The organism is Aeoliella straminimaris, from assembly GCF_024054565.1.
In the GTDB taxonomy this organism is placed as follows: domain Bacteria; phylum Planctomycetota; class Planctomycetia; order Pirellulales; family Lacipirellulaceae; genus Aeoliella; species Aeoliella straminimaris.
Map to the genome: position 1 here is coordinate 84,799 of NZ_JAMXLR010000062.1, position 25,833 is coordinate 110,631.

Below are 25,833 nucleotides of genomic sequence, written 5' to 3' on the forward strand. Positions count from 1 at the left end.
GAGTGCTTAGGAACTCAAAGATTCCCTGGCGGACTCTTTCCCCGACTATCCAAAGGACGACAATTGCGTGCCCACCCTTAGGCAGTGTTTTACTCACACCAGTGGCCTGACTGGCCATAGCGACTTCGGTGGCATGCGAAATTCTCATTTCGAGAGCGTGATTCTCAACGCCATTGACGTCAACCGGCCAAACCAAAAACACGCATATAGCGGCCAAGGATACGAGCTTGTTGCCAAGGCGATGGAGATCGTCAGTGGCAAGTGCGCTGTTCGGCTGTACGACGAACATCTTTTCCGCCCTCTTGGATTTGGCGACGTCCCCATGGGTAACGCTAGTTCGGACGGCCATTGCACGGCGATGGAACTGGCGATCCTTGCCCAATGGATCGCCAACGATGGCAGCTACGGCCGTCTGCAATTCATCCGACCCGAGACGTTCAACCAACTCCTGCCAGAACCGCTGCAGGTCGCCGAGCAGGGAAACGTCGTTGAGGAAGGAATCGGTTTGCCCTGAAGAAATCATGTGAGGGAAGGTGCCCCAGGCAACTCGGATGCACCGGAAGACCTGCTGTTCAGTCCTCGCATCATAGGACATGGCTCACTCTCAGGGTGCATTCTGATCGTCGGCCCCGAGCAGCAACTCATCATCACTCAAGTGCGCAAGAACAGCGGCCCGCGAAGTGCGGAGTGGTTATCTAGCTTCTTTCAGACCGTGACGGCGGCGGTAGCAGAGGAGTAGCTGCCGGCTGAATTGGGCCGGTGGAGGTTGGCGCCACATTTACATCAAAGCCCGTACGTCGTGACACCATTCGCCTTACCCAAGCAACCAATAGCACAACACAGAAACGACGGCCGCACCCAGCAGGTTCAGTAAGAGTCCTTCCCGCACCATCGTTTGGATCGTCAACCGGTTGGAGCCAAAGACGATCGCATTTGGAGGTGTCGCCACCGGCAACATGAAGGCAAAACTTGCGCTGATTGTGGCAGGAACCATCAGCAACCTTGGATCCACTTGGTTGGAAGTCGCCACCGCTGCCAGAATGGGCATTAGCAACGTCGCCGTCGCGGTGTTGCTGGTGATCTCGGTGAGAAACGTGACCGCCAGGCAGATAACGACAATCAGTAGCAGCGTGGGAAGATCCATCAGCGAGGATAGCGACTGGCCGATAAACTCACTCAGTCCAGATAGCGTGAACGCCTTGGCAATGGCGATGCCACTGCCAAACAGGATCAAGACTCCCCAGGGGATTTTTACTGCCGTCTCCCAGTCAAGCAGCTTTTCTCCCTTGCCGTTGGGAATAAGGCACATCACCCAGACGGCCAGCAGCGCCACGCTAGCTTCATTGGCGCCGGGCAAATTCACCCATTCGCTCCAACCTCCCCAAGGACCTGTCCGGGTGGTCCAGAGCAGGGCGGTCACGGCGAACACTGCCAACGTGCGGACCTCCTCCGGTCGCCTCTCGCCCACATCGGGTAGGGTGATGTTCGCCTGCTTGCCGAGCGACCGCGTTAACCAGATCGCTGCTAATGGTACCATCACCGCCACGATGGGCAGCGACCAACTCATCCAGCCGACAAATGTCGGCTCGGTACCCGTAGTCAACGCGTAGACTTCCATGAAGACCAGATTGGGTGGAGTGCCAATTGGCGTGCCAATACCACCGATACTGGCTCCATAGGCAATGCCAAGCAAAAGTGCATTCGCCAAACGCTTCTCGTCCGTCTGTTCGGCGACGGCCAGCGCGATGGGCAGCAGCATGATCGCCGTCGCCGTGTTGGAAATCCACATGCTCAGCAGAGCAGAGGCAGCCATGAATCCAAACACCAGCCTGCGTCCGCTGCTATGCCCGCACAGCCTCACCATCTGCAACGATATTCGTCGGTGTGCGCCGCTGCGGGTCATCGCAGTGGAAAGCATGAATCCGCCCATCATTAACAGCACCAGAGGACTGCCAAAGGATTCACCGACCTGAGTAGGGCTTAGAACACCTACCAGCGGAAAGGCGGCCAAGGGGAGCAGCGAAGTCGCGGGGATCGGAATCGGTTCAGTCACCCACCACAATGCACACAGAGCTGCCACGCCGGCAGTCCATCCCGCTTCACTGGAGGCGAGAGCACTGCACACCCATACCCCCACTGCTGCGGCGATCAATGGCCCTGCAAATAACATCCAACGTTTCAGCCGCGTTGGGATGCTCTCGTCTGATTCTCCTTTGGCAGCAGTCACACTCGCAACCTCATGGTTTCGCAAAACGGGAGGGGCTCGCAGTCGATGGCAAATTCGCAGGATCCGCCAACTACGAGCACCGCCGGCAGGTGTCGTGCAGCAACGGCAACACGATACCAGCCCCCTTATTCTCTCCGTTGGGGCCGGAGATGCCCAGAGCATCAATCAGTCTTGGTAAATGCCGCCTGAGCGAGCCCGCTCAAAACAGAAAGCAGCTATCACCAACCTTGGCTTCCAGTTTGACAGTCTAGTGGTTCGAACGACTCCGTCCAAACGGCGGCGGGAGCATAGGTTTCCGCAGGGAAGGCAACAGACGCATTGCAGTAGGTTTTCTTGCCTAAGCGGTATCTGCGAAAATTCGCGCAGATACCGCATTTCAGAGAAATCCACCCGCAAGCAGTTTGAGTGGCGCGCTGAGAAGGCGGTCGTACGACAGTTACGATGGCTGTCCTTCACGCCGAACGACGTGCGAACATATCCTCGCTCAGATCGCTCAGGTTTTGTGTGCCTCCTCCAACGAACTGCGTTGCTCGACACCCTCAAGCATGCGGCCTGACCCGCCGTCCCAGGTGTTGCCGAAGGTGATCGGGAGAGTAGGCGGACTTGAGCCACTTCTCTTCACGGAGAATAGCATCCAGTTCGGTCTCATCCATCCATAGGCCCAGGCAATTCTCACATCGGTAGATGCGAATGGAGTTAGCCAGGGTGTAGGTGATTCCTTGTAGCCGGCCGTCGATGCATCTCGGGCACCGCATGTAGCCTGTCATGTGCGGTGGAGCCCCATCCTCCGTTCCTGGCAAGACTTGGACACAGGACTCGACTTTCGCGCCGGGAAGCTTGAAAAGGTCCTCCATCACCCCCGAATCGAGCCAAAGACCATGGCATGCCGGGCACTTCCCCAACCTGCACTCATTAATTTTTGCGTCGGCTAGCGCCGCGCCATCCCGTGGGCAGTTCATCTCCCTCCTCCTTTCTGCGACTCCTCGTCGCCCAGCCAGACACCTTGCATCATTCAGCGAGAGCGGCATCACAGGTTGTCGCGATGCCGATCGCAAATTCCAACTCGCAGGGCGTCTCATTGAATTATATCTGTGCGAGTCCCGTTCATCGGAAGGGGACTGCCAGACTCATCCGCCCGGCGGCAGCTTTGCATTCAATTGGCTTTCATGGCATTGATAGGAGAAAGTCTTAGTCTCGGTTCTTGCTGGGCACACCACCGAGCGCAGCAGGCCAACGGAGGTGGAAACAAGCATCTGTGTGGGTTCGCAGTCAAAGCCGGCATCACCAGGCCGATCACACCCGCCGGTAGCAACTCGCAAGGGCAATCTTCCTCTACCACCGATTGAGTCTGCGCAAAGCGCAGTACACGCCAGGACACTTTGCAGCGAGCGAAGCCTGGCTTTGACGACCACTTGAGATACTCAGCACACGCTGCTTCGAAGCTTCGGCTGGCTACTTCTACAAAACGACTCCGCACTAGCCCTCCGGGCGCTCTAGAGTTCTGTGGATACCTCCCGGCGCGGGCTGCCGAAGCGCATTTGTCCTTCAATCGATGTCATCGATAACATGGGAACAACCGAACCCACTCGACTGCCTCAGCGGATTGGACTGTTGTCGGTTACGCGAAGGCTCATCAAAAGCCCAGGCCTGCTGTTGCTGTCGATGCTGCTTGCCGGGGCGATCTTCCGGCCGTACGCGGGCATCGTGCACGATGCCCGTCTGTATGCCGTTCAAGTGCTGGACCACCTGCATCCCGAGGTCTACTCCAACGATCTGTTTCTCAAGTACGGCTCGCAGGACAAGTACTCACTGTTTTCCCAGATCAGCGGCCCCATGGCAGCGTGGATTGGTGTGCCAACCGCTTTTTTTCTGCTCTATTTAGGCGGCAACGCTCTCTGGTTGCTGGCCCTCACCAAGTTCAACCCAGCGCTCTTGCGACAACGTCTCGCTGCGGTGGCTGCCCTGATCTATATGGCGGTGAATCCCTTGGCGTTCGGCGGCTGGAAAACCTTCCACGTCAACGAAAACTTTCTTACGCCGCGCATCTGGGCGGTAGCGCTGGTTGTGCTCGCGCTGGAGCGTCTGCTGGCGGAGCGTCACCTCGCGTCACTGCTCTGCGTCGTACTGTCGATGCTACTGCATCCCATCATGGGATTCAGCGGACTCTGTATTTGGGTAGCTTACGAACTGATGTCACGGATGAAGCCGGTACACTTCGCTGGGGGAGTACTCGCAGTGCTCGTCGTCACGACCAGCGTGCTGTTCATCGAGCCCCTTGGCACCGCGGTGTTAGGTCACATGGATGCCCAATGGCGACACCACGCCACGGATACCAATCCCTACGGAGTACCGACAAGTTGGCAGTTGGCCGATTGGGCAGCGGTGGCTATGGCTTTTGCCATCGTCACCGCCGGACGCATGTGGGCACGCCTGCCGGCCAACTCGCGGCGATTACTCGATTGCATCATGCTTCTAGCGGCGATCGGCCTGGCGGTAGGACTCGTAGCGCCATTCCTGCCCTATCGATTATTGCTGCAGGGACAGGCATATCGCGCTCTGTGGCCTCTGCAGATGGTACAGATTCCCGTGCTGTTTGCGTTGCTCGAACTCCTGCTCCGCAGGCAAATGTCAAAGGTTGGGGTCCGAGTCACCGTGGCGGTGCTGGTGGGCTTCGCCGTCCAGTCGTTGAACCCTGTCCAACTGGTGACGATCTTCCTGCTGGTTGTAGCGGCGTACTGCCGCCAACTCTCGGCCAGCTCCAGCAACGAAGCACAAGCAGTTGCGTTTCACCGCTACGCGATGCTAGCACTGTGCCTGGCAATCGCCCTGGGCGTTTTGGTCGTCGGCACTGCGTACGTTGACCTGATGGCCAGCTTCCCACCTCTGGAGCGACTAGCCGCCCTGCCGGCAAGCCTGGGGCCAATCCTCATCTGGGCGATGGCCGCTTCGCTGTTGTTCGCCCTTGGCGTCATACTGCGGAATCGCAGCCTGTATGGCGGAGTCGCTGTCTGCGGCTGGTTAGGGCTCAACGCGGCGTTCTTTCTGATCCCGAATAGTTCGCTCTACGCGTCGATCGGGGGCGAAGAGATGAAGGACATTTCCTTTGTGGAAGGTTACCTGAACACAAAGTACGCGCGCACGTCCGAAACTCCGGTCCTGTATTGGGCGCTGGCGCCCATTGAGCAAATCTGGATAGATCTACAGTGCAGCAGTTTCTACTCCATCCCACAAACGGCTGGCAACATGTTCAATCGGGGCACGGCCATCGAGGGAGATCGCCGGGCGAAGTTGACTCGAAAATTCGAACTCGACATTCGCCGCCCCTGGCTAGCGAAATGCCAACCGCATCACAAGCAGGGTATCAAAAGAATCTTTGGCGCGGTGCAGGAGCCTCCGCCAACGGTAGAAGACCTGATCGCGATCTGCCAGGACGAGAACATCGATCTGGTAATTGTGCCCAACGAATTCGATGGCTGGTATGCAGCGACCAACGGACATCTATTCATCTATGATGCTCAACGAATCCGCAATGCGCTGGACTCCAATCGGGCGCTTTCTTACGAACCCTAATCACCAAGCAGACTCATATATTTCCGACACTGACGATTGTGCCGGTTGTATTTCGGGCTATTAGATTCCACGCACCCGGCTAACACGAACGGAGGGGGTAGAGTACCTATGTGACCACGTGGGCATTTGAAGAGAGATCGGAGTTCCACCAATGAAGGTATGTGTTATTGGGGCAGGTCCTGCGGGGCTGACCGCCGCTTACGAACTTGCCAAGCAAGGCGTAGAGGTTGAGGTCTACGAAGCCAGCGGCGAGGTTGGTGGAATGTCGCGGTCGTTCCAGCTCTGGGACCAGACCGTCGACCTTGGTCCTCACCGGTTCTTCAGCAGTGACGCGCGGGTCAACCGACTCTGGCTGGAAGTCGTCGGCGACGACTACGCCATGGTCGATCGACTGACTCGCATTTACTACAAGCAGCGATTCTTCCACTATCCTTTGCAGCCGGTCGACGCCCTCCGCAACCTGTACCTGGGCGAAGCCGCCGCTTGCATCACGAGCTACATGCGGGAGCGCATATCGCCAACCCTGGAAGACGATCACTCCTTCGAATCGTGGGTCGTAAGGCGATTTGGCCGCCGGCTGTACGAGACATTCTTCAAATCGTATAGCGAGAAACTTTGGGGAATCTCCTGCCAGGACTTGGATGCCGACTTCGCCGCCCAACGGATCAAAAAGCTGTCGATGGCGGCCGTAATTAAAGATGCCCTGGGATGGGGACGCGGTGGACACCGCACCTTGGTCGATCAATTCGCCTATCCGCTGGGAGGAACCGGGTTGGTGTACGACCGCATGGCGGAATATGTCTCCGCACTGGGCCGCGTGCGGCTGAACTGCCCGGTACGACGGGTCGTCAATCGGGGACAACGCGTGATCGGCTTGGAACTGGCCGACGGCACCTACACGAAGTGCGACCACGTCGTGTCGACCATGCCGCTCACCCTGCTGATGAAAGGCCTAGAGCACGTCCCCACAGCCGTGGAGCACGCAGCCAGTTCGCTCAGCTTCCGCAATACCTTGCTCGTGTACCTGAACATCGCCAATCGCGATCTGTTCCCAGACCAGTGGCTGTATGTCCACGACCCGGACCTGCTGGTGGGACGGATTACCAACTTCCGCAACTGGGTGCCCCAAATCTGCGGTTCCTCAGAAAACTCGATCGTCTCACTCGAGTACTGGGCCAATGACGGCGACGCAATGTGGAACGAAACCGACGATCAATTGATTGAGCGGGCCAAGCAGGAATTCCGGGCCACCGGTCTGCTGGGAGACGCCAAGATCCTGGAAGGTGCCGTTGTACGGGTTCCAAAGTCGTATCCGGTGTACGCCCGAGGATACCAGAGCCACCTTCAGGTGCTGGTAGACCACCTCCGCGAGATGAAGGGACTGACTCCCATCGGCCGCTATGGCGCCTTCAAGTACAACAACCAGGATCACAGCATCCTCATGGGACTGCTGGCGGCCGAGCAGATCCTGAACGAAGGGCAGCAGGACCTTTGGTCAGTCAACACCGACTATGAGTCGTACCAGGAGGAAGCCACGATTACGTCATCCGGTCTAGTCATGGCAGAGGCTGCATCCTGATGCGACTGCAGTCGAGTGCGAAGCGACTTCTGCAACAGCCCTCCGACAGCGTGGCCGTGCAGGCATTTCGATTCACGTTGGTCGGACTGGTTGCGTTTGCTATCGACTATTCACTGCTCATGGTGGCTGTGCTGAGTTGGCAGTGGAACTACCTGGCGTCGGCCGCCATAGCTTACACGACTGGTTTAACGGTCAACTACTTGCTGTGCGTGCGGTGGGTTTTCGCCCAGCGGCGTTTCCAGAACGCCCAACGTGAGTTTGCGCTGTTTTTTGTGATTGGCATCGCAGGTCTAGCACTGACCGAACTGATCCTATGGGTTGGCAAAGAGTTGCTTGGCCAAGACATTGCATTGGCAAAATTGGCAGCCCTGGTGGCGGTCGCCATCTGGAACTTCTCGCTCAGAAAGATCGTGCTCTTTTCCAAGGGCTCGCCATTCGCGGCGACACAGTCCGACTTGGCCACAAGTCCGTCATAAAGCAGCGACCCGTTCGTTGATGGTCCCCTCCTCAGCCAACCGCACTTTTGGGGAAGTCAAGCAGATACCTGCCGTCAGGCCTGCAAATTTCTCCTCCCCGCGGCCAGCGACAGTAAAGGTGTGACCTATGCTTGATTGTCTTCCTACCCATCTGAGAACAGTGTTTAACTGCGTGATACCGCATGCCTGCGCCGACAGTGACTGCAACCGAAGCCGAACGGGAATCAACACCAAATACCCCGTCCCGACGTCCCGCCATGTTCGTGGTCGTCACGTGCATTGCGTTCATCTTTTTCCTGCTGGGTAGTACGGTAACCGAGTTCCGCTTTTTCCCCTATTCGGTTTGGCTGCAGCCCGCCTTCACGGCCGCACGGGCAGTGCATCGGCAGATCGCCACCTCGTCGTCCTTGCGAGAAACTGACCTCTGGCACGAGCCCCGTTTCGAGCGACGCGGCGTTACCCGCTACCAGCCAGACAAGTGCTTTAACGGGTGGACACTGTACACGTCGGGGCACGACTGCGCCGCCTTCCTGGTCGACATGGATGGTCAGGTACGCCACACCTGGCGACTGCCATTTCAGGATCTATGGAAACATCCACCACATGTCGATCGTCCTGTTCCCCCATCCTTCGTCCATTGGCGTCGTGCGCACCTGTTTCCCAACGGCGATTTGATCGCCATGTACGAAGCCGCGGGCGACACGCCATGGGGCTATGGGCTGGTGAAGGTCGATCGCGATTCGAACGTCATTTGGAGCGTGGCCGATCACATTCACCACGACCTACAGGTAGGCTCCGATGGCTCGGTTACTACGCTGGCCCACGAGTGGCGGGATGCGGACACCGCCCCGGTGCCCGGAGCGGAGCATCTCGGCAGGGTGCTTCTCGACGACTTCGTACTCCAAGTGTCTCCATACGGAGAGGTCACCAAACGAGTGTCGCTGCTGGATGCAATCTCTAAGTCCGACTACGTGGACCTGTTGACTACGGTGGACGGTGAAGAATGGGATCTGCTGCACACGAACACCGTGGAGTTGATTACACCTGAATTTGCCGACCACCACGATTTTGCCACCGCCGGCCAGGTCATGCTCTCGTTCCGCTCGCGGAATGCCTTGGCCATTCTCGATCTGGATAGTGAGCAGATTGTCTGGGCGAGTTGTGGTGCGTACCGAGCTCAACACGATCCAGACGTGCTGCCCAACGGCAATGTCATGTTGTTCGACAATCACGGACATGCGGGCCTGGGCGGACCCTCACGTATTTTGGAGATCGCCCCCGAAACGCAGGCCATTGTCTGGTCCTATGCCGGCACGCAGAGCGAACCGCTGTATAGCCTGGTGCGGTCGACGCAGCAGTTGCTACCCAACGACAACATACTGATCACCGAGTCCGATGCGGGGCGGATCCTGGAAATTACCCGCGATGGCGACATCTGCTGGGAGTACCGCAATCCAGCGACCCTTCCGGATGGTCAGGCCAGTATAGCGATCGTCTGCGGAGCAGTTCGCCTACCGGCAGACTACATTCAATTCCCATTGAACAACGCGACCAGTTCGGCACTTGCCAGTAAGGGACCCTAATTATGATTCCTGCCATCGCTTTGATGCTCCCGATCCTCGGGTACGTCGGACCTGGCCCCGGCCTGACCATGCTGACCGCCTTGTTCGGGCTGCTAGCTACGCTGGCCATTGCGCTGGGAGCCATTGCCATTTGGCCCATCCGGATGATGTTGCGAAAGCTCCGCAATGGACGGAATCAACCTGGTACCGCCGATTCCGCCAGCAACTAATCGCGTACCGTCCACAATCCTCCCCATTGGAAGAGACGAAAGTGGAATCCATCGTCCTGCTTGTTATTGCCGGTTGCGTAACAGGCTTGTGCGCCATGTTGCTCTACGGCAAGCTGTCTCCGCAGGCACGCGTCGCTGCGCTGAGCACGGAGATCAAGGCCACTCAGTCCGCACTCATTCAGCTGGATGATAGTGACCTCGGTGCGGTCTGGAAACTTGCTAGGCACGCGATGGGGCTGTCGCTGCAACAAATCAGGCTGATCCTGATCCCTACACTCTGCGCGGGACTGGCCGTGCTGGGCGTTGCGTGGTTGGTGGATACGACACTCACCGCTTCGCAAAACTTCGCGTCAGACTGGATTCCTGCTTGGCTGACTGCAGGCCAGGTTGCCTTCTGGATACCTCTAACGTTGTCGGCGGTGATTGCCAAGTGGCGGTTTAAGATCAAATGACCTCGAACATCGCACGAGACGACTTTCAGGCGTTCGACATCCCGTTGCACGAGCATCTGCTGTCCAGCGCGCTCCACGCTACCCGTCACCTGTGGCGAAGGCTCGGCCAGATCGAATCGAGCGTGCTTAGAGATCGCCTGGATGCGGTGGAGATCGATCGCCCCATCTACATCGCCGGGCTCGCGCGCTCCGGCTCTACCATTCTGCTCGAGGCCATTGCCGATCACCCCAAGGTGGCCACGCATACCTATCGCGACTTCTGGTCGATCTTCACGCCGGTGTGGGCAGATCAGGCCACGAGGGGCTTGCGGCACGATGGCGCCCCACCTATGGAGCGAGCTCACGGCGATGGAATCATGATCACGCCTGATAGCCCGGAAGCCATCGAAGAGATGCTGTGGATGGAGTTTTTCGACGACTTGCACGATCCGCTTCACAGTAACGTCCTGGATGAAGATTGCAAAAATCGGGATTTCGAGTGTTTTTATCGCGACCATATCCAAAAGCTGCTGCTGGTTCGCGGGGCGACGCGCTACGCCTCGAAAGGCAACTACAACCTCACTCGGCTGGGTTACCTCCTCCACGTCTTTCCGGATGCACGCTTCGTGCTACCTATCCGCAAGCCGCTGACTCAGATCGCTTCGCTTCAGAAGCAGCATAAACTACTCCGCTCGGCAGCCGAGAAGCACCCACGATCGGTGGACTACCTCGATCGCGTCGGGCATTTCGAATTCGGTGCCCATCGCACTCCCATCAATGCGGGCAATACCGCCGAAATTGAGGACATTATCGCTCTCTGGGAAGACGGCGAGGAGGTCCGCGGATGGGCGCGGTACTGGTCGCACCTGTACGGGGCGCTAGCCGACCAGATCGAAGCGGATGACCAACTCCGCGAGCACGTCCTCATCATTCAGTACGAGGAATTGTGTGACCACTCGCATGAAGCTCTTACGCGACTCTTCGAGCATTGCGAACTGGATGACAGTGAAGATCTGGTGGATCGCTACGCCTCGAAACTGCACCGCCCTCAGTACTATCGACCGCAGTTTGACTCCACCGAGCAACAGATCATCGAGGACGAGACTCGTGCCGTTGCGGATCGGTTCCAATCACTGGCCAACGTAGCGACATCTTTAGCGGGCGCGTGAGCGAGAATGCTTGCTGCGATCGTACTGGGCGGCATCGAATCAACCTGCTTGACAGTCAAACCCACTGCAAACGACAATCTCCCGTGAAGCATGCCACATTGCGACGCGAGGTTGTCCGCGATACGGTCAACCGTGCAGTGGGACTGGTCTCCGTGGGGTGCCGTTTCTGTCATCAGGCATTCGAGCATTCCATAATCGGTCCGGTATGTAATGGATGGTGATTCGGACAAACTAGGAACCCTCTCAACGCTCTCGATCGGCATTGGCGGAATGGTTGGTGGCGGCATCTTCGCCACAACCGGGCTTGCCGTTCAGTTGACCAAGGGGGCCGTCCCCATAGCCTTTATCGTCGCCGGTGTTGTTGCCTTGCTGACGAGTTACTCGTACCTGAAGCTGACAATTGCCTATCCTGGCGAAGGTGGCACGGTTGAGTTCCTCAATCGCGGATTTGGTACGGGTATCCTGACGGGCGCCTCGAATATACTGCTCTGCTTCAGTTACATGGTGCTAGTGGCGATCTACGCTTACGCCTTGGGAAGCTACGGCGCGAGCTTTTTCGCTCCGGAGCAGGCACAGTTTTGGCAACACTTGTTCTTGAGCAGTGCCATTGTCTTGCTCACCATTTTGAACGTAGCGGGGGGTAGCTACGTCATTCGTTCGGAGAACATATTGAATCTGACCAAGATGATTATCCTGGCCATGTTCGTGATCGTTGGGTTCTGCACTCCCATGGTGTGGGAACGACTGGGTCCGGATCACTTCGTGCGTCCTATTGCCATGGTATCCGGGGCGATGGTCGTTTTCTTTAACTACGAAGGATTCGAGCTGATCGCCAATGCGTCGGGCCGCATCAAGGACCGTCGCCGTGCGCTGCCCGTAGCCTACGTTGGTGGTGTATTGCTAGTGATCGTGTTCTATGTATTGATCACCATGGTGACGCTGGGGCACCTTTCCTTTGACAGCACAGTGTCCGCGGGCGATCACGCCTTGGCCGTGGTGGCCAATCGTTTGATGGGATTGCCCGGTCAAACAATGATCGCCGTAGCGGCGGTGTTGGCATGCGGTTCGGCGATCAACGCCACGTTGTACAGTGCGGGCCCGCTTACTTATACAGTGGCTCGCTCGGGAGAACTGCCCCGGGAACTCGAGCGAAAGATTCGTGGCCTGCCGCTGGAAGGGATGTTCGCCTTTGCCATCGTGGCGTTGTTCTTGGCAAACTTCGTCCCGCTGAACGCGATCTCTACCATGGCCAGCGCCGGCTTCCTGTTCATCTTTATGGCCGTCAACGTAGCCAACATTCGATTGGCTCGAGAAACTCAGTCGCGGCGATGGGTTTCCGCCCTTGGCGCACTGGCGTGTGGGGCCGCGCTGATCATCATGTGCCTGCAAATCGATGAAAACCCACATAGTCGCCGGCAGTTGTGGATCCTGGTCGGCATGGTCGCTGTTTCCCTGCTCATTGAGGTGACCTACCGCGCCTATAGTGGGCGTTCCATTCACTTGGTCCGGCGGCATCACAAGAAGAACAGGATGTCATCGCACGACAACGCATAGCTTCAACAAACTTCTCACTCCGCACCCACGGCGAACTCGCGCGGTACGTTCTAGTGATGGAAACCGGTGGCCTCTGCTGCCACCATGGGCGTTTGGATGGGGTGCTTCTGGAAATACTCCATCGAGTGTTTAATGTCCTGCAGTAGCAGTGACCCAAGATCTCGGCTCACTCCATGACGCACGAGGATTCGCTGAATGGCGACATCTTCACAGTCCGCCGGCAGAGCGTACGCCGGAACTTGCCAGCCGCGCGATCGCAGGCGATCGGCCAGATCGAAGAGGCTGAACCCAGGATTAGCTCCCTCCTTTATCTTCCAGCACAAGGCCGGAATGCCTTCCTTCATGTCCCCACCGTACAGGATCTCGAACGGCCCCAGCTTTTCGATCTCTGCGGCCAGGTACTGGGCCGTTTCGTAACAGGCCGTGTGGATCTTTCGGTACCCTTCCCTACCAAGTCGTAGAAAGTTGTAGTACTGACATACAATTTGCCCGCCCGGCCTTGAGAAGTTGAGCGCAATGTCTCGCATGTTCCCACCCAGGTAGTTGACCCAAAAGACCAAGTCGTCCGGCAGATCGCTATCGTCCCGCCAAAGGACCCATCCTACCCCCAGCGGCGAGAGACCAAACTTGTGCCCCGAACTATTGATCGACTTCACCCGCGGCAGGCGGAAATCCCATTCCAATTCAGGTGCGCAAAAAGGCGCTAGAAACCCGCCACTTGCTGCGTCGACGTGAATGGGAATGTCCCAGCCCTTCTCTTTCTCCAATCTGTCCAACGCCGCAGCCACCTGCTCGACCGGCTCGAATTGACAGGTAAACGTCACTCCGAGGGTGGGAACGACGCCAATGGTGTTTTCATCGCAGCGTTTCAGGACCTCCTCGGGCGTCATGATCAGCCGCCCTTTCTCCATCGGAATCTCCCGATGCTCGATGTCCCAATACCGGGTGAACTTGTGCCAACAAACCTGCACCGGTCCGGTAACCAAGTTGGGTTTATCGATGGCCTTACCGGCTGCTTTGCGTTGAGCTTCCCAGCGCCGTTTCATCGCCATGCCACCCAGCATCGCTGCTTCGCTGGAGCCGGTGGTTGAGCAGCCAACGTGATTGGTCCCCGCGGGAGCGTTCCACAGATCCCCCAGCATATTCACACAGCGCGACTCGATCTCGGCCGTTTGCGGATACTCATCCTTGTCGACCATGTTCTTGTTCACGCACTCTGCCATCAACTGGTGCACTTCGGGCTCGAGCCACGTTTGGCAGAACGTGGCCAGATTCTGACGAGAATTGCCGTCCAGCATCAATTCGTCATGCACAATGGAATAGACATGCCGTGGTTCATGCTCCAGCTTCGGAAAGTGGTGCTTCGGCATTTTCACCGACAAATCGGCCGATGCGTACACATCGTCTTCGAGTTCTTCCCGGACCGAATTCTTATCGTGCAACGCCATCGCTTGTCGTCCTCCTGTGCTTCATTCGCGTGCTCGGTCAGTGTCCCCTGAAATAAGGAGACTACAGACAAGTGGAGTATCGAGTAATATTGTGCGCCGGCTTGATGGCAATCTCAAGATGACAGTTGCAACGCCAAGAGAGCCATTGCACGAGCGACAAGCAGGTCTACAACATACGATGGCCGCACGAAGCGAACGCTTAGGTGAACCCACCAGTCATACCACAAAGAAGACGTCAGACCCCGCGATAGCGAATCCGCCACCGTTTTGTATCAAACACCCGTGTCGCGAGGGACATAAGCAAGATAAGGACTATGGCGCCCGGCTCTGGGACTGCGAAGTACGTTGCCGTTCCGCGTGACGCCCTCGAATTGCCGAAGCTGTCCTTCCAGGTGTCGTACTGAGCGGCGCCGATCACACCGCCGACCGGGTCGTTGGGCAGCGTATCCGCTGGTGCACCTAAATGGTTCCGCCACACGGTATAGTCCGCCATGTCAACCACACCATCGTCATTGTAGTCGCCCGCGGGCAATCCAGGGGTGGGGGTGATAGAAAACTCAAACGAGAATTGTTCGTCCATCCTCTCGACGTCGTAGTGTGGCGAGTAGGTTCTAACTCTCACCGTCGAACCATCATCCAGGAACTCGACCACTCTCAAGAAACCGGCGCCACCGTTGGTGAGGAACTGGGCGTTGAAAAACATCTGGTGCACATGATTCCCGCCGGTTCCCACGCTGTCGATGTAGCCTGCCCCATCGCCACCGAAGTGACCATTGAAGACCATTTCAAAGTTCTCGTTCGCCTTGACCAACTCCTGCCAAAGGTCTTCACCTGAGGCATCTTCATCGACACGGCTGTTAATGTAGCGAGCCTCCTGCCCCTGCACGTACGCGTGAGTCAGCAGAATAGCAGTATGATCTTCGAATTCGGGTTGTGACACGACGCGGTTCGCCCACGCCACCGTTGCAGGGCGGGGCTCCCATTCCAAAGCGATCACCAGCATGTCCCGGCCATCGGGGGCGGTGAACTCGTAGTACGCATTTTCAATCCTACCCGGATCTTTGATTCCTCGAAGTATGCCACCTAGTGCTGGATCCACCAACGAGTTGTCGGAATACGAAAAGTACTCATTGACGAACGTCTGTCGGTTCTGGGCGTTCGTGGTGCCGAAATCGTGATTGCCCGCGGCAAGTATGTAGGGCACCTCCCCATCTAGTACGCTCATGGCCTCCTTGGCGTTAGACCATTGCTGGCTACTGGTCTGATTGCCGCTGGTCGGGTTGTCGGTGTTGTTATTGTTGACGATGTCGCCTTCATGCATCACCAACTGAATGTTGTACTCCTGCCGTTGGTCACGGATCCACTCGGTCATCTCCGTGAAGATCGCCCGATTCGCAGTATCCTTCGCATAGTTCTGTGTATCGGGCAGGATCACCATCGACCACGCGGCATCGGGCGAAGGGGCAAACGGTTCCTGCGTGACACTGCTCACGCTACCAGGCGAGGCGTGTGTGTTTCCAAACGAACTCTCCACGAACTTCGCTCCGTACGTGCCGCCGAAGGAGGGAATCCAATTCGCCCCACTTCCATTGGCGAAGGACGACAGTCCCTGGGGCAATAGCATCAGACTATGACCGTTCGAGCCGTTCAGGAGTGGCCACGCGCCCGAATTCTGATAGTTGACCATGTTTTGCATCACGCCCGATGCGTCGCGAATCGCAACGGTTTCGTTTGTCGCTGAAGGACTGTTCGCCAGAGTAGGAAAGTTGTCGACTTGCACGCGCGGGATTCCGGCTCCCCATTCGCTATCAAAGGTACTCGCGTCGCCCGTCACCACCAGGGCCGCCCCCGGCTGAAGGAACGTGCCGGCCGGGAACGGGCTGGTGAAATCGCCATCTTGCGAGTCGCCCACCGACCAGCCGCTCAGGTCCACGCCACTTTGGCCGGTATTGAATAGCTCCACCCACTCTCTGTTGTACCCGTCGGTTCCGTCGTCGCGATCGGAACCACCGGGGTTATACATGATCTCGCTGACAACAACCTCACCGGGCACCCGGTGCGGTAAGGCGACAAACAAAAGCGCGGCCAAAGCCAAGAGACAAGACAATCTAGAGATACGCACTATGCAATCCAGTGGGAGCAATGATAGGGGGAATCGCAAAGCGTGGATCGACCCGGGCAAGCTACCAGGACCGCTAATGGGAGTGGCGGCGAATCCTCCGAGTTCCCTCAAAGTAACGATGGCTGCTTGCTTGGCGCCACCACTAGTGATGATGATGATGATGATCGTGCCCATGAGTCGGCACGTGATCTGACTTCACTGGCAGCGGCAAACCGAGATCGTCCCCATTGGCCTGGAATCCATTACCATCGGTGTCGATGAACACCGGGTTCGCCACGGCGATTGGCATCTGCTTCCCCTGCTGTTCCCCATAGACTCGCCCTAGCTGGCGACCTTCGGCAGCAGCGACCACGACCACGTGTGTATCGACACTCACAGGCAACTCAATGTTCTGGTCGAACTTCACGACGCCGTCGCCAAAACGCGCGGGGTCATCCGTGCGAGTGAAGTTGTACTTGAGATCGGGCCGGCCATTGAGAAACAACTGCACGCGATTTACGTCCAGCCAGTTCGGGCATTGCACACGAACGTGCACGTTCACCTGCTGGTCGGTGGCCTGCAAATCATCACCAGGACCAACCGTCTTGTCACCACTAGAGACTTCCACTTCCATGAAGGGGCCGTTGGTCATCACGATCTGCCCATCCTCCAGGGCATGACAAACGTCCATGAGTTCCAACTCCGAAGGCACATCCGTCTTCGCACGAACGTAATTGCGAAGCCAGCCACTGCCATAGTAGTTCCAGTGGGCATCCGTGTTGACCACACCGGGCAGCCGGTACCCCAGGTTCAACATTTGAATCCAGTTCATCACGGCATTTCCACGATCTTTTCGAGCTTCACCACCAAGTTCCAATTCCTGGAACACCTTGGACAGAGGATGAACCTCCATGATGTCCGCGAAGTGGAACATTCGGCGGAACCCCTGATCGGGCGTGCCGTCCAGGTCTCGATCACCAATCATTTGGGCGATATTGGGGTGATTGATCTGCACCACCTTGTCACTACGATCGTCCCACAGTGCAATCCGCTCGATCTGGACTTCGGGATCGACATCGATCTCGGGCCCCCCTCCATCCTGGGTATGATCGTGCATCTTCAAAGGGAATACGTTCTGATGATTGAGAGGCAGGGGCTGCCCGGTTAGTTCCATTCCGCTACACGTTAACACGCGATTCACTGCATCGAATTCAACCAAGTGCTCTTGGTAGCTGCTGATGCGTTGATGCTCGGTGCAGGGAATGAATTCAAGCTGTTCCACGAGCAGATTAAGTACGCGACCCTTCTGGCTGGAAGTATTGTCACCCGATGGAGAAGAGTGACTGTGCAATTCGGCGCTGATCCATCCACTGGTATCCACGGAATGCTTAAGTTGCCCGGCAATAGTTGCCTGCTGTCCCGCGACAACTTCGACCGTCTCCACCAAGGCGTCATACTCAGGGCCATAGCTGATCACCAGTTCGTAGATACCCGGCAGCAGGTCGACCTGGAACGCCCCATTGGGGGTATGCCATAGATTGCGGACACCGTGTACGGCACTATCGGGTCCAAAGTTGGGATTGGCAACGCCTTGGCCAAAAAACCCGATGCGGCAGGGAATCGGCGTACCGCTGTCGTCCGTGATTTGCCCTACTACGGTCCCGAGTTGTGGCAACACGACGTCCAATACGGCCGTTTGCCCGGCCTCGGTTTGGCCGGCCTTGGAACGATGCTCTCGACCATTCGCCTCAACTACCCACAGGTAATTGCCTGTCGGCAAACTGGTTCGCAGGTGCCCGGACTTATCGGTCCGCCCACTGCCAATCACTTTCTCGTTACGAATCGCTTTCACGTTGGCATCCGCCAATGGACCGGTCGCATCGGACACTCGGATGTCGAATGCGTCCGTCTCGACACGGTCGTCCAACGCCACCTGCTTCAACAGCGACAGCGTATCAGAAGCAACGTACAGTCGGCGCTCAAGCAGCAGGGATTCTTGCGGAGCAATGGTCACCGAGTCGGTTTCGCTTTTCGAATAGCAAACCTGTCGCAACTTGCGTTTCTTGCCTTTCGGTTCCTGCACCTGCCACTGGGCTGCGGGCGAGGTTACGCCGTAGGCCTGCTGCCAATGGCTGTCCTGACACCACCATAAACCAAGTGCCTTGTTCTTGCCAAAAGTAAACTCTCCATCTGCGCGGACGCCATCGCACAACTGTAGGGTCTGATGGGTGTCCGTGAGATTGGTGACAAGTGACCTGATCGTCAGATACTCTTGCCCATCCGTCAGTTCGTAGCCAACCTGGATGCTGTAAGGCGGAGCCGCATCGGAGGCTGCGTCAGAAGCTACCGCTGCGAAAGCCAACCTTGCCGATTCCTGCTCCACCGGCATCCCGGACGGCCAGTCGACGGGTCCTTGCAGCTTATAGGTGCCTTTGTGTGGATAGAAGCAACTGAGCTGGTCGTTCTGCTGATCTCGGTGCGTCAAGTCGATCACACAGCCGCTGACTTCTTTGACGGTCAGGTTGGCATTACGTCGATCACTTGGATGCGCCACTACTGCTACCAGACGATCACTCACCAGCACGTGGTCGCCGTAGATGCAGTCGGCCTCCTTACCCGCCGGAGCAAACTGACTCCAGTTGTCTTCATTCAGCACGATGTGTTCTGCAGCGGGCACTTCAGAAGTGGCAACCAACACACCGACCAGAGCGATCCATTTACATCCGGCTTTCATCGATCCAAGTATCCTTATCGACTGCATTAAAAGGACCGTGGCCGGCAACGAAGGCCGACCACGGTTAGCAGCTACTAGTTTTGATATAGCATCAGCGACTGTTGGCTCAACAGGCGTTAGGCCGTCGGCGATACACCGCCAAGGCTAACAAGCCAAACGCGCCCAACATCACCGATGCCGGTTCGGGAACCGTATAGATGCGAAGCATGGGGGCCAGGTCGGAATCAATCGCACCGGAGGTGAAGATCTGCCATCCATTGGATGTACCATTGGCTCCAATGTAGAAACCATAGTTCGGATCGCCAGAGAACCAATTGTCTACCACGCTGGTGACGTCGACGGCCACGTACTCGCCTTCGTCAATCGACTCAAAGCGGGCGGCTTCGGGGGCAATTTCATTGGCCGCCAGCATATCGTTGACGTCGCCGGAATAGTCGCCGTAGACACTGGTGGTATCAAAGGGAGTCAGCAGTTGATGCACCGTGAACGGCCCCCCCGAATCGGAAACGCCGCTGGAAAACCCGGTGGTTACGAGCAGTTCGGCCTTGTAGACACGACGACCGTTATCGCCCAGCGACTCAACGTCGTCGAACTTGATCAAGTACGGGGTGTCGTACGAATTACCAACGTTGGGCTCTTCGGGCGTGGCGTTGCTACCATCGAGGAATACCTCACTCTCGGTAGATGCATCCAGGCCACCGACCACCGTGTCGTCGTCCCGCTCATCGGTACTAGCCGTGTCCGTCACCAAGTTCAGCAGTACGTCGGTGGTGCCAGTGTAGCCATTGAGGCCCTGCTGGAACTCATTCACACGCATGAGCGGACTGATGGTGTACGTTACGCTTAGCTCAGGACGAGACGAAACAGTGGACGATCCCGTGGAATGCACACTCCACCCGTCGTCGTTGTCCCTGTGGTCGCTCATAACGGCGAGACCGTAATTCGTGGCCCCGTCTACCCAGCTTTGGACCGCCCGGGTAACCGAGGCACCATAGGTCATGTCGGGTTCCAGGCCACCTTCGTCGACGGGGTGATCGAACGTGCTGAGAATCCAATCGGCTTCGCCTTGCTCGGGCTCAACGCCGTCGACATTGTCGGTGAACATATCATTGCCATCGCCAAAAGTGCCGTCCATGGTCGACGTGCTGTCAAATGGAACGGCCAAACGGTACACGTTGTAGCTCTCGCCGGTTCGAGAATTGGCGTTTACCGATTCCGAGGTGGTTCGGAGGTTTAGCGTAGCGTCGAGAATAATCGCCCCGCTGGGAATGCCCATGTCTCCCAGTATGTCGTCAAATCGAATCAGGTAATCCGAGCGACTCGAATCCACAGGATCGCCGTCGATGAAGAATGGGTCAACGTCGGTGTCGACGCTCGCCCCATCTTCGCTGGCGTCGGCAAAAGTGCCCTCATTTTCGTCGATCAGCCGCATATCAATGCGGCGGTCGAAGGCACCGTCGTAGCCGTTGGCTCCGTTCTGAAAGGTAAGGGTTTCGAGGGTGATCTGTGCGTCGGCATTTTCCGCCACGCTAGTTGCCAAAACTGCCAAGACGGATAACGTCAACCATCCGCTGTTTCTGGTCATTGGTGCTACTCCTGAAGCCAAGTGTGATTTGCTTGCCAAGGTTGCCTATTCTCTGCCGAAGCGAGGGCAAGTTTAGCATCCCAAAAAGGGGCTCAGGTTAGCGCCACGTGAAGATCGTGTTAAACGAACCGAGCCTTGACAATTTGAAATGCCAACGCACAAAAACGACGAAGCTGCTGATAGAATAGAAAAAGAAAAGAGAGTAATCGAATGCGAACACACCACCTGTGGCACAACGACATCACTCCGATAGTGGCAGTTGCGGCCGTGCTTACCTGCCTCATTTTTTTCGCACAAGAGGCAGAAGCCTTCGTTCCTGCCAACCGATGGTACCGGACTGCGTCCGAGATTACAAGCTTTCGAGGTGAACCAGCCACGTTGACGTGGAGTCTCGTGCCGGACGGAACCCCGATTCGGGGCGGGGGATCAAGCGGGTTGATCAACATGCTCGACCAGCACTTTGCCGTAGCCGACCGGTCGGCACCCCTGTCCTCTCGACCCTGGATGTCGCTGTTCGATGCCGCGTTTGGGCGCTGGAGCGAAGTTGGTGGGCTGAGCTTCGAGTATGAGTCCTTGGACGATGGCGCGATTCACAGGCAATCGCCCGGAAAACTGCTTATTCGCGGTGATATTCGACTAGCTGCGAAATCGGTTGATGGCTCGCGGGGAGTACTCGCCAGCAGCCAGTTTCCCGATGGGGGAGACATCACCATCGACAGCGACGGGCCGGGTTACCTGCTGGATCCCGCAGGTAACTACTTGCGGTTCCGCAATGTCTTGATGCACGAAATAGGGCACACCCTGGGACTGGAGCATGTGACATCAAGCGATGCACAACTGCTGATGGAACCCGAGCTTTCTCTCGATTTCGACGGGCCTCAACTCGACGATGTCCGTGGCCTGCACTACCTGTACGGTGACCGCTTCGAAAGGATTGGAAATAACACTTTGGAGGAAGCGACTTCGCTGGGAAAGTTGTCGTCAGAAGCCGAGTTAATGGTGGGAAGCGATGCAGGGATGCACCAAGCCCTGACTCCGGAAACCACCGATTTTGTTAGCATTTCCGGGCAGTGGGACCAGGACTACTACCACTTCACGATCGACCAGACTGGTCTACTGGATGTTGCGCTTGCTCCTAAAGGTGGCCGATTTCGACAAGCAGCAGCAGGCGATGTCGAACTACTCACCGACGTCACAGCAAGCAGCAACCTCAGCCTCGCACTTTTCGATTCCAGCGGCACAGCGATTGCTTATGTTGACAATTCATTGCACGGCGAGATTGAATATCTAAGTCAATTTCAGCTGACATCTACTGGAGACTACTACCTTCGTGTTCGAGGCACGCGCGATACTGTGCAGTTTTACAGCTTGAACATCGCCTATCAGCGCGTTAGGTTTGTTCCTGAGCCAGAAGCAGCAAAGTTGTTCATGGCAAGCCTCTTCTGCACATGCCTCCTTCAGATTCACTTCTCTTCCAAACAGCAGAGTCGAGCCAATTCGTCTTAGTTCGCTGCGTTAATGCGAACTGCGACCACCTACGGCAAACCCCTTCTATCACTCTTGCTTCGAAATCCATAGCTTCAAACTCGTACCACTGCGGTTGAGCTACAAGTCTTAACACTTCCCACCCCTTCCCTTCACACGGTCTTAACCCTGGTGGGGGACATTTCTGCCACTGAGTTGGGGGAGCAACGCAACTAAACCACCACGGAGAACTTCAGAGATGAGACTGCGCATCGCTCAAATGTCCCGTATTGCTTGTGCAACGCTGCTAGCTGGCGGTGCACTTAGCTCGACTGGTCTTGCCCAGGTTTCCACGGCCAATTTTCAGAATGGGCTTAACGGATACAACGGCAACTTTGTACGCCGAATCAGCAGCCAATCCGACCAAGACATCAATGGCATCGACTACACCTACTTCTACGTCGATGGTTACAATGCCGCCGGGTCCGACGACCAGCAGGCTCTTCTTCGTTTTGACAACATCATCGGTAACGGTGCCGGACAAATTCCCGCGGGCGCTACGATTCTGGATGCCAGACTTCGCCTCGTGACCAGCCTGACAGGCAACGCCGACAGCCCCGGCCCCTTTGGTGTATCCGGCTTGCTACAACCATTTGACGAAAACACCACTTATTTCGGTAGTTTTAGCAGCACGACTGACTACACCAGCCGCGGTGCCTGGTGGCAGGATGGCTCGGCCACTCGCCCTGTCGGCGGCTATGGCGCCCTGCTTGAAGGTAATGTAGGTCGAGCAGACATCACGTCGGTGGTCCAGGGCTGGTCCGATGGCAGCCTGAACAACAACGGCCTGGTGGTGCAAGCCGGCATGAATGACGCTCTGGTAGAAGATGGTGCGGGACACACCACCAATGGCTGGGCTTTTCGATCGACCGGCTTTCCATTTAGCGACTCGCGACCCAAGCTGGAAATCAGCTACACCACCGAAAGCGTCGAGGTCAACACGTTCCAGCGCGGTTTGAATGGCTACAGCAGCGATACGATGGCTTTGGTCCACAGCGGAGACAATGCTCTTATTGCTGACACGGATAACGTCGAAGAGCCTGAGATGACCACCGATGGGTCGCTGCTCGATCAGACATTTCTGGACGGCGTGTTCTTTGGCGAAACCGGGGTCGACGGCACCACCAGCTCACCCGATCTGTTCTCACTGATAAAGTTCGACGATGTTTTTGGCACCAATACCGGCCAAGCCCCTAGTGACGTGCCGATTGCCAAGGCCTGGGTCGTGCTTACCACGGGCGACACCAGTGGTGCCGCGCAATCCCAAGGTCCCTGGTCGGCCTACACGATGCTGCGTGATTGGGACACCACGACTCTGCATTCCGAACTTGGCAGCGTGAACGGCCTGCAAGAAGGCGATGGCGACATCAGCGCGGCCCTATCGTCCGTTGAAGGCTTGATTCGCGGCTCCGAAGCTTGGTTCGATGTAACCGACTACCTTGAAGGCGTTCGCAACGGTGCCGACGACTATGGCATCGCGATTACCGCCGATGGTACAGCCGATGGCTGGCAGATCCACGCTAATGGTTCCACCACGGCAGAGGCCCGCCCACGGTTGGTAGTCTACTCGGGCGATGTCAACGTAGTGGTCCCCGGCCTGTCCGGCGACTTTAACGACGATGGCACCGTTGATCTGGCTGACTACACCGTTTGGCGAAACAACCTGGGCTCCGACTTCGCTTTGAACGGCAACGGCGACGAAACTGGCGGAAGCGCCAACGTGGTCGATGCAGCTGACTACGCCCTGTGGAAAGCAAACTTTGGCCAATCGAGCGGCGGACCCGCCTTTGTGCAATCCGCAGTACCCGAGCCGTCCAGCATCCTGCTGGGTCTGCTTTCCGTACTCGGTCTGACGCAAGTCCGTCGTCGCGTGCGGAAGTAACGTAAGCGACACACAACGCTTGCAAGCATGTGGCCGGGGTGCAGTGGCAGCGGCGCCCCGGTCGCATGCGTTTGTTCGACAGACAACCTGGCAACAAAAACAACAAACCTGGAGAGAGAAGTAAAAGGATGACCACCGCGAATCACGCTCGCCATCAGCGAGCCTTCACGCTAGTGGAACTGCTAGTTGTTATTGCAATCATCGGCATCTTGGTGGCACTGCTACTTCCTGCTGTGCAATCTGCGCGCAGTGCTGCGCGTCGAGTCTCGTGCCAGAACAACATGAAGCAACTCGGTCTGGCCACGCTCAACTACGAGAACACCACCGGCGAATTGCCGCCGGGGCACTGGCAAGAGACCATCACCTCGCAGCCCTCCGGTGGTGGTTTCCCCACCGTCACCAAGGTGGAGCATAGTACGATATCGTACATCCTGGACCAGATGGAGCAGACCGCAATTGCCGACCAGTGGGATTTCGAACAAACCTGGGACAAGAGCATCCCCAGCCAGTCGATCGACAACAAACGTTTGAGCGAAACAAGAATCGAGGCGGTCCGGTGCCCCGAGGTTTCGGAGCCCCGTACTAAATGGCCGGGTGCAACCGACTACACCATTTGCGAGGGACTGTCGATGGGGAGCGGAAATGCGGTTCCCGAACTCATCAACCAAGGCCTGGTCCAGCCCCGCGCCAATGCTCGCGGTCGGTACGTTAGCATGCTGGCACCCCGGGTAAAAGGCAGCGTGTTCTCTGCCCCCAAGTTGCGCCATTGCACCGACGGTACATCGCAAACCTTCATGTGGTTTGAGACTGGGGGACGACCGGTTCGATACAAAGATGGCGAACCTCTCGTAAGCAGTGGCTTCGGAGGAGCTCAGGTACAGGAGACTCAAGGCGGTCATAGCTGGGCTCAGTACGAAAACTGGCATGCTGTCCACAATCGATGCGGTACGAGCATGATGAACTGCAACAATCACGAAGAAATCTATAGTTTCCACGTCGGCGGCTGCTACTACACATTTGGCGATGGTTCGGTGCGATTCATTCGCGAAACCGTCGATCCCGATGTGTTTGTCTCCCTGTTTACTCGCGATGCCCAGGACATTATCGACGAATCCGAGCTCTAGCGGATTGTTCCATGCGGACTACACCACTGTGCCGGGAACTCGTGCTGGGGCCGGCCTGGCGGATGTGATTTACTGCAGTCCAAGCTCCTCGTTCAACAACACACGATCAACGATTCATGAGACTTACATTCAAGACTTTGCTAACTTGCCTTGTGGTTGCATTCATCGCCGGATGCGAAAGCAAACCCGAAGGCCGCATGACGGTGTATCCCACCACCGGAAGCGTTACCGTGGATGGCAGTTCTGCCGAGGGAGTCAAAATTGTTCTCTATGGGGCAACACCCGACCTTCAGGGGCCGGGAACAGTGGCTCCCTATGCGATAACCGACGCGGAGGGCAAGTTCAGTCTCACTTCCTACGAATCTAACGACGGCGCGCCGGCTGGGAGTTTCAAAGTGTGTGCCATTTGGCCCGAACCTACACCGCCCGATGCCGATGAGGAGTTTTTTGAGCCTGAGGATCGGCTGAAAGGAAAGTACGAGACGCCCGACTCAACTCCTTTGCAAACGACTGTGGAGGAGGGGGGGTCTGAACTCCCACCATTCGAACTCAGTACGAAGTAAGTAAGTCCGGCCATACTATCTGTTTTGGCTTCGATAGCTTCTTAAACATCCGTCAGGTTGCTCCCCCATCGAGC

Annotated in this window: 20 protein-coding genes; 14 read left to right on the forward strand and 6 right to left on the reverse strand. The window is 57.0% G+C overall.

Annotated elements, in window-relative coordinates; genetic code table 11:
• Positions 1 to 25: 25 nt before the first annotated feature.
• Positions 26 to 514, forward strand: coding sequence for a serine hydrolase (locus tag NG895_RS18790; protein ID WP_261361500.1), 489 nt, complete (start codon positions 26 to 28; stop codon positions 512 to 514).
• A 9-nt stretch (positions 515 to 523) separates the two neighbouring features.
• Positions 524 to 739, forward strand: coding sequence for a hypothetical protein (locus NG895_RS18795; protein ID WP_252854067.1), 216 nt, complete (start codon positions 524 to 526; stop codon positions 737 to 739).
• A 75-nt stretch (positions 740 to 814) separates the two neighbouring features.
• Here NG895_RS18795 and NG895_RS18800 read toward each other — a convergent pair whose 3' ends face one another.
• Both NG895_RS18800 and NG895_RS30935 read right to left on the reverse strand, forming a co-directional pair.
• Positions 815 to 2,389: an SLC13 family permease gene (locus NG895_RS18800; protein WP_341871469.1), complete on the reverse strand. Its 1,575-nt coding sequence runs from the start codon at positions 2,387 to 2,389 to the stop codon at positions 815 to 817.
• Between the two features lie 377 nt (positions 2,390 to 2,766).
• Positions 2,767 to 3,306, reverse strand: coding sequence for a zf-TFIIB domain-containing protein (locus tag NG895_RS30935; protein ID WP_425267240.1), 540 nt, complete (start codon positions 3,304 to 3,306; stop codon positions 2,767 to 2,769).
• A gap of 487 nt (positions 3,307 to 3,793) precedes the next feature.
• On the opposite strand from NG895_RS30935, the gene NG895_RS18805 reads away from it, so the two are divergent.
• From NG895_RS18805 to NG895_RS18840, 8 genes are all read left to right on the forward strand, one after another.
• Positions 3,794 to 5,797 (forward strand): hypothetical protein, encoded by a 2,004-nt coding sequence (locus NG895_RS18805; protein WP_252854068.1) that lies wholly within the window; start codon positions 3,794 to 3,796, stop codon positions 5,795 to 5,797.
• A gap of 151 nt (positions 5,798 to 5,948) precedes the next feature.
• Positions 5,949 to 7,376 (forward strand): FAD-dependent oxidoreductase, encoded by a 1,428-nt coding sequence (locus NG895_RS18810; RefSeq protein ID WP_252854069.1) that lies wholly within the window; start codon positions 5,949 to 5,951, stop codon positions 7,374 to 7,376.
• Positions 7,376 to 7,852, forward strand: coding sequence for a GtrA family protein (locus NG895_RS18815; RefSeq protein ID WP_252854070.1), 477 nt, complete (start codon positions 7,376 to 7,378; stop codon positions 7,850 to 7,852). Before NG895_RS18810 ends, NG895_RS18815 begins: the two co-directional genes overlap by 1 nt.
• A gap of 257 nt (positions 7,853 to 8,109) precedes the next feature.
• Positions 8,110 to 9,435 (forward strand): arylsulfotransferase family protein, encoded by a 1,326-nt coding sequence (locus NG895_RS18820; protein ID WP_252854071.1) that lies wholly within the window; start codon positions 8,110 to 8,112, stop codon positions 9,433 to 9,435.
• Positions 9,436 to 9,437: 2 nt separating this feature from the next.
• Complete coding sequence (locus tag NG895_RS18825; RefSeq protein WP_252854072.1) at positions 9,438 to 9,644, forward strand: hypothetical protein; 207 nt, start codon at positions 9,438 to 9,440, stop codon at positions 9,642 to 9,644.
• 41 nt (positions 9,645 to 9,685) lie between these two features.
• Positions 9,686 to 10,096 (forward strand): hypothetical protein, encoded by a 411-nt coding sequence (locus tag NG895_RS18830; protein WP_252854073.1) that lies wholly within the window; start codon positions 9,686 to 9,688, stop codon positions 10,094 to 10,096.
• On the forward strand, positions 10,093 to 11,244 hold the full coding sequence (locus tag NG895_RS18835) for a sulfotransferase (protein ID WP_252854074.1): 1,152 nt from the start codon (positions 10,093 to 10,095) through the stop codon (positions 11,242 to 11,244). The genes NG895_RS18830 and NG895_RS18835 overlap by 4 nt, the downstream gene beginning before the upstream one ends.
• 210 nt (positions 11,245 to 11,454) lie before the next feature.
• A complete protein-coding gene (locus tag NG895_RS18840) occupies positions 11,455 to 12,798 on the forward strand; it encodes an APC family permease (protein WP_252854075.1) in 1,344 nt (447 codons plus the stop codon).
• Positions 12,799 to 12,848: 50 nt separating this feature from the next.
• Here the strand turns inward: NG895_RS18840 and gad are convergent, their stop codons facing one another.
• The 4 genes from gad to NG895_RS18860 form a co-directional block, all read right to left on the reverse strand.
• Positions 12,849 to 14,246: a glutamate decarboxylase gene (gene gad / locus NG895_RS18845; RefSeq protein WP_252854076.1), complete on the reverse strand. Its 1,398-nt coding sequence runs from the start codon at positions 14,244 to 14,246 to the stop codon at positions 12,849 to 12,851.
• Between the two features lie 235 nt (positions 14,247 to 14,481).
• Positions 14,482 to 16,353 (reverse strand): lamin tail domain-containing metallophosphoesterase family protein, encoded by a 1,872-nt coding sequence (locus NG895_RS18850; protein WP_252854077.1) that lies wholly within the window; start codon positions 16,351 to 16,353, stop codon positions 14,482 to 14,484.
• A 157-nt stretch (positions 16,354 to 16,510) separates the two neighbouring features.
• Positions 16,511 to 19,081, reverse strand: coding sequence for a CehA/McbA family metallohydrolase (locus NG895_RS18855; protein WP_252854078.1), 2,571 nt, complete (start codon positions 19,079 to 19,081; stop codon positions 16,511 to 16,513).
• Positions 19,082 to 19,187: 106 nt separating this feature from the next.
• Positions 19,188 to 20,666 carry a PEP-CTERM sorting domain-containing protein gene (locus NG895_RS18860; RefSeq protein ID WP_252854079.1) on the reverse strand — a complete coding sequence of 493 codons (1,479 nt, stop codon included), beginning with the start codon at positions 20,664 to 20,666 and terminating at the stop codon, positions 19,188 to 19,190.
• Positions 20,667 to 21,110: 444 nt separating this feature from the next.
• Here NG895_RS18860 and NG895_RS18865 point away from each other — a divergent pair, with 444 nt between their 5' ends.
• The 4 genes from NG895_RS18865 to NG895_RS18880 all read left to right on the forward strand — a co-directional run bounded on the left by NG895_RS18865 (position 21,111) and on the right by NG895_RS18880 (position 25,759).
• The gene (locus NG895_RS18865; RefSeq protein ID WP_252854080.1) at positions 21,111 to 22,172 is read left to right on the forward strand and encodes a matrixin family metalloprotease; all 1,062 of its coding nucleotides are present in this window, start codon (positions 21,111 to 21,113) and stop codon (positions 22,170 to 22,172) included.
• A gap of 217 nt (positions 22,173 to 22,389) precedes the next feature.
• Positions 22,390 to 24,072 carry a DNRLRE domain-containing protein gene (locus NG895_RS18870; protein ID WP_252854081.1) on the forward strand — a complete coding sequence of 561 codons (1,683 nt, stop codon included), beginning with the start codon at positions 22,390 to 22,392 and terminating at the stop codon, positions 24,070 to 24,072.
• 128 nt (positions 24,073 to 24,200) lie between these two features.
• Complete coding sequence (locus NG895_RS18875; RefSeq protein WP_252854082.1) at positions 24,201 to 25,196, forward strand: DUF1559 family PulG-like putative transporter; 996 nt, start codon at positions 24,201 to 24,203, stop codon at positions 25,194 to 25,196.
• 116 nt (positions 25,197 to 25,312) lie between these two features.
• A complete protein-coding gene (locus tag NG895_RS18880; RefSeq protein ID WP_252854083.1) occupies positions 25,313 to 25,759 on the forward strand; it encodes a hypothetical protein in 447 nt (148 codons plus the stop codon).
• The last annotated feature ends 74 nt before the right edge of the window (positions 25,760 to 25,833 follow it).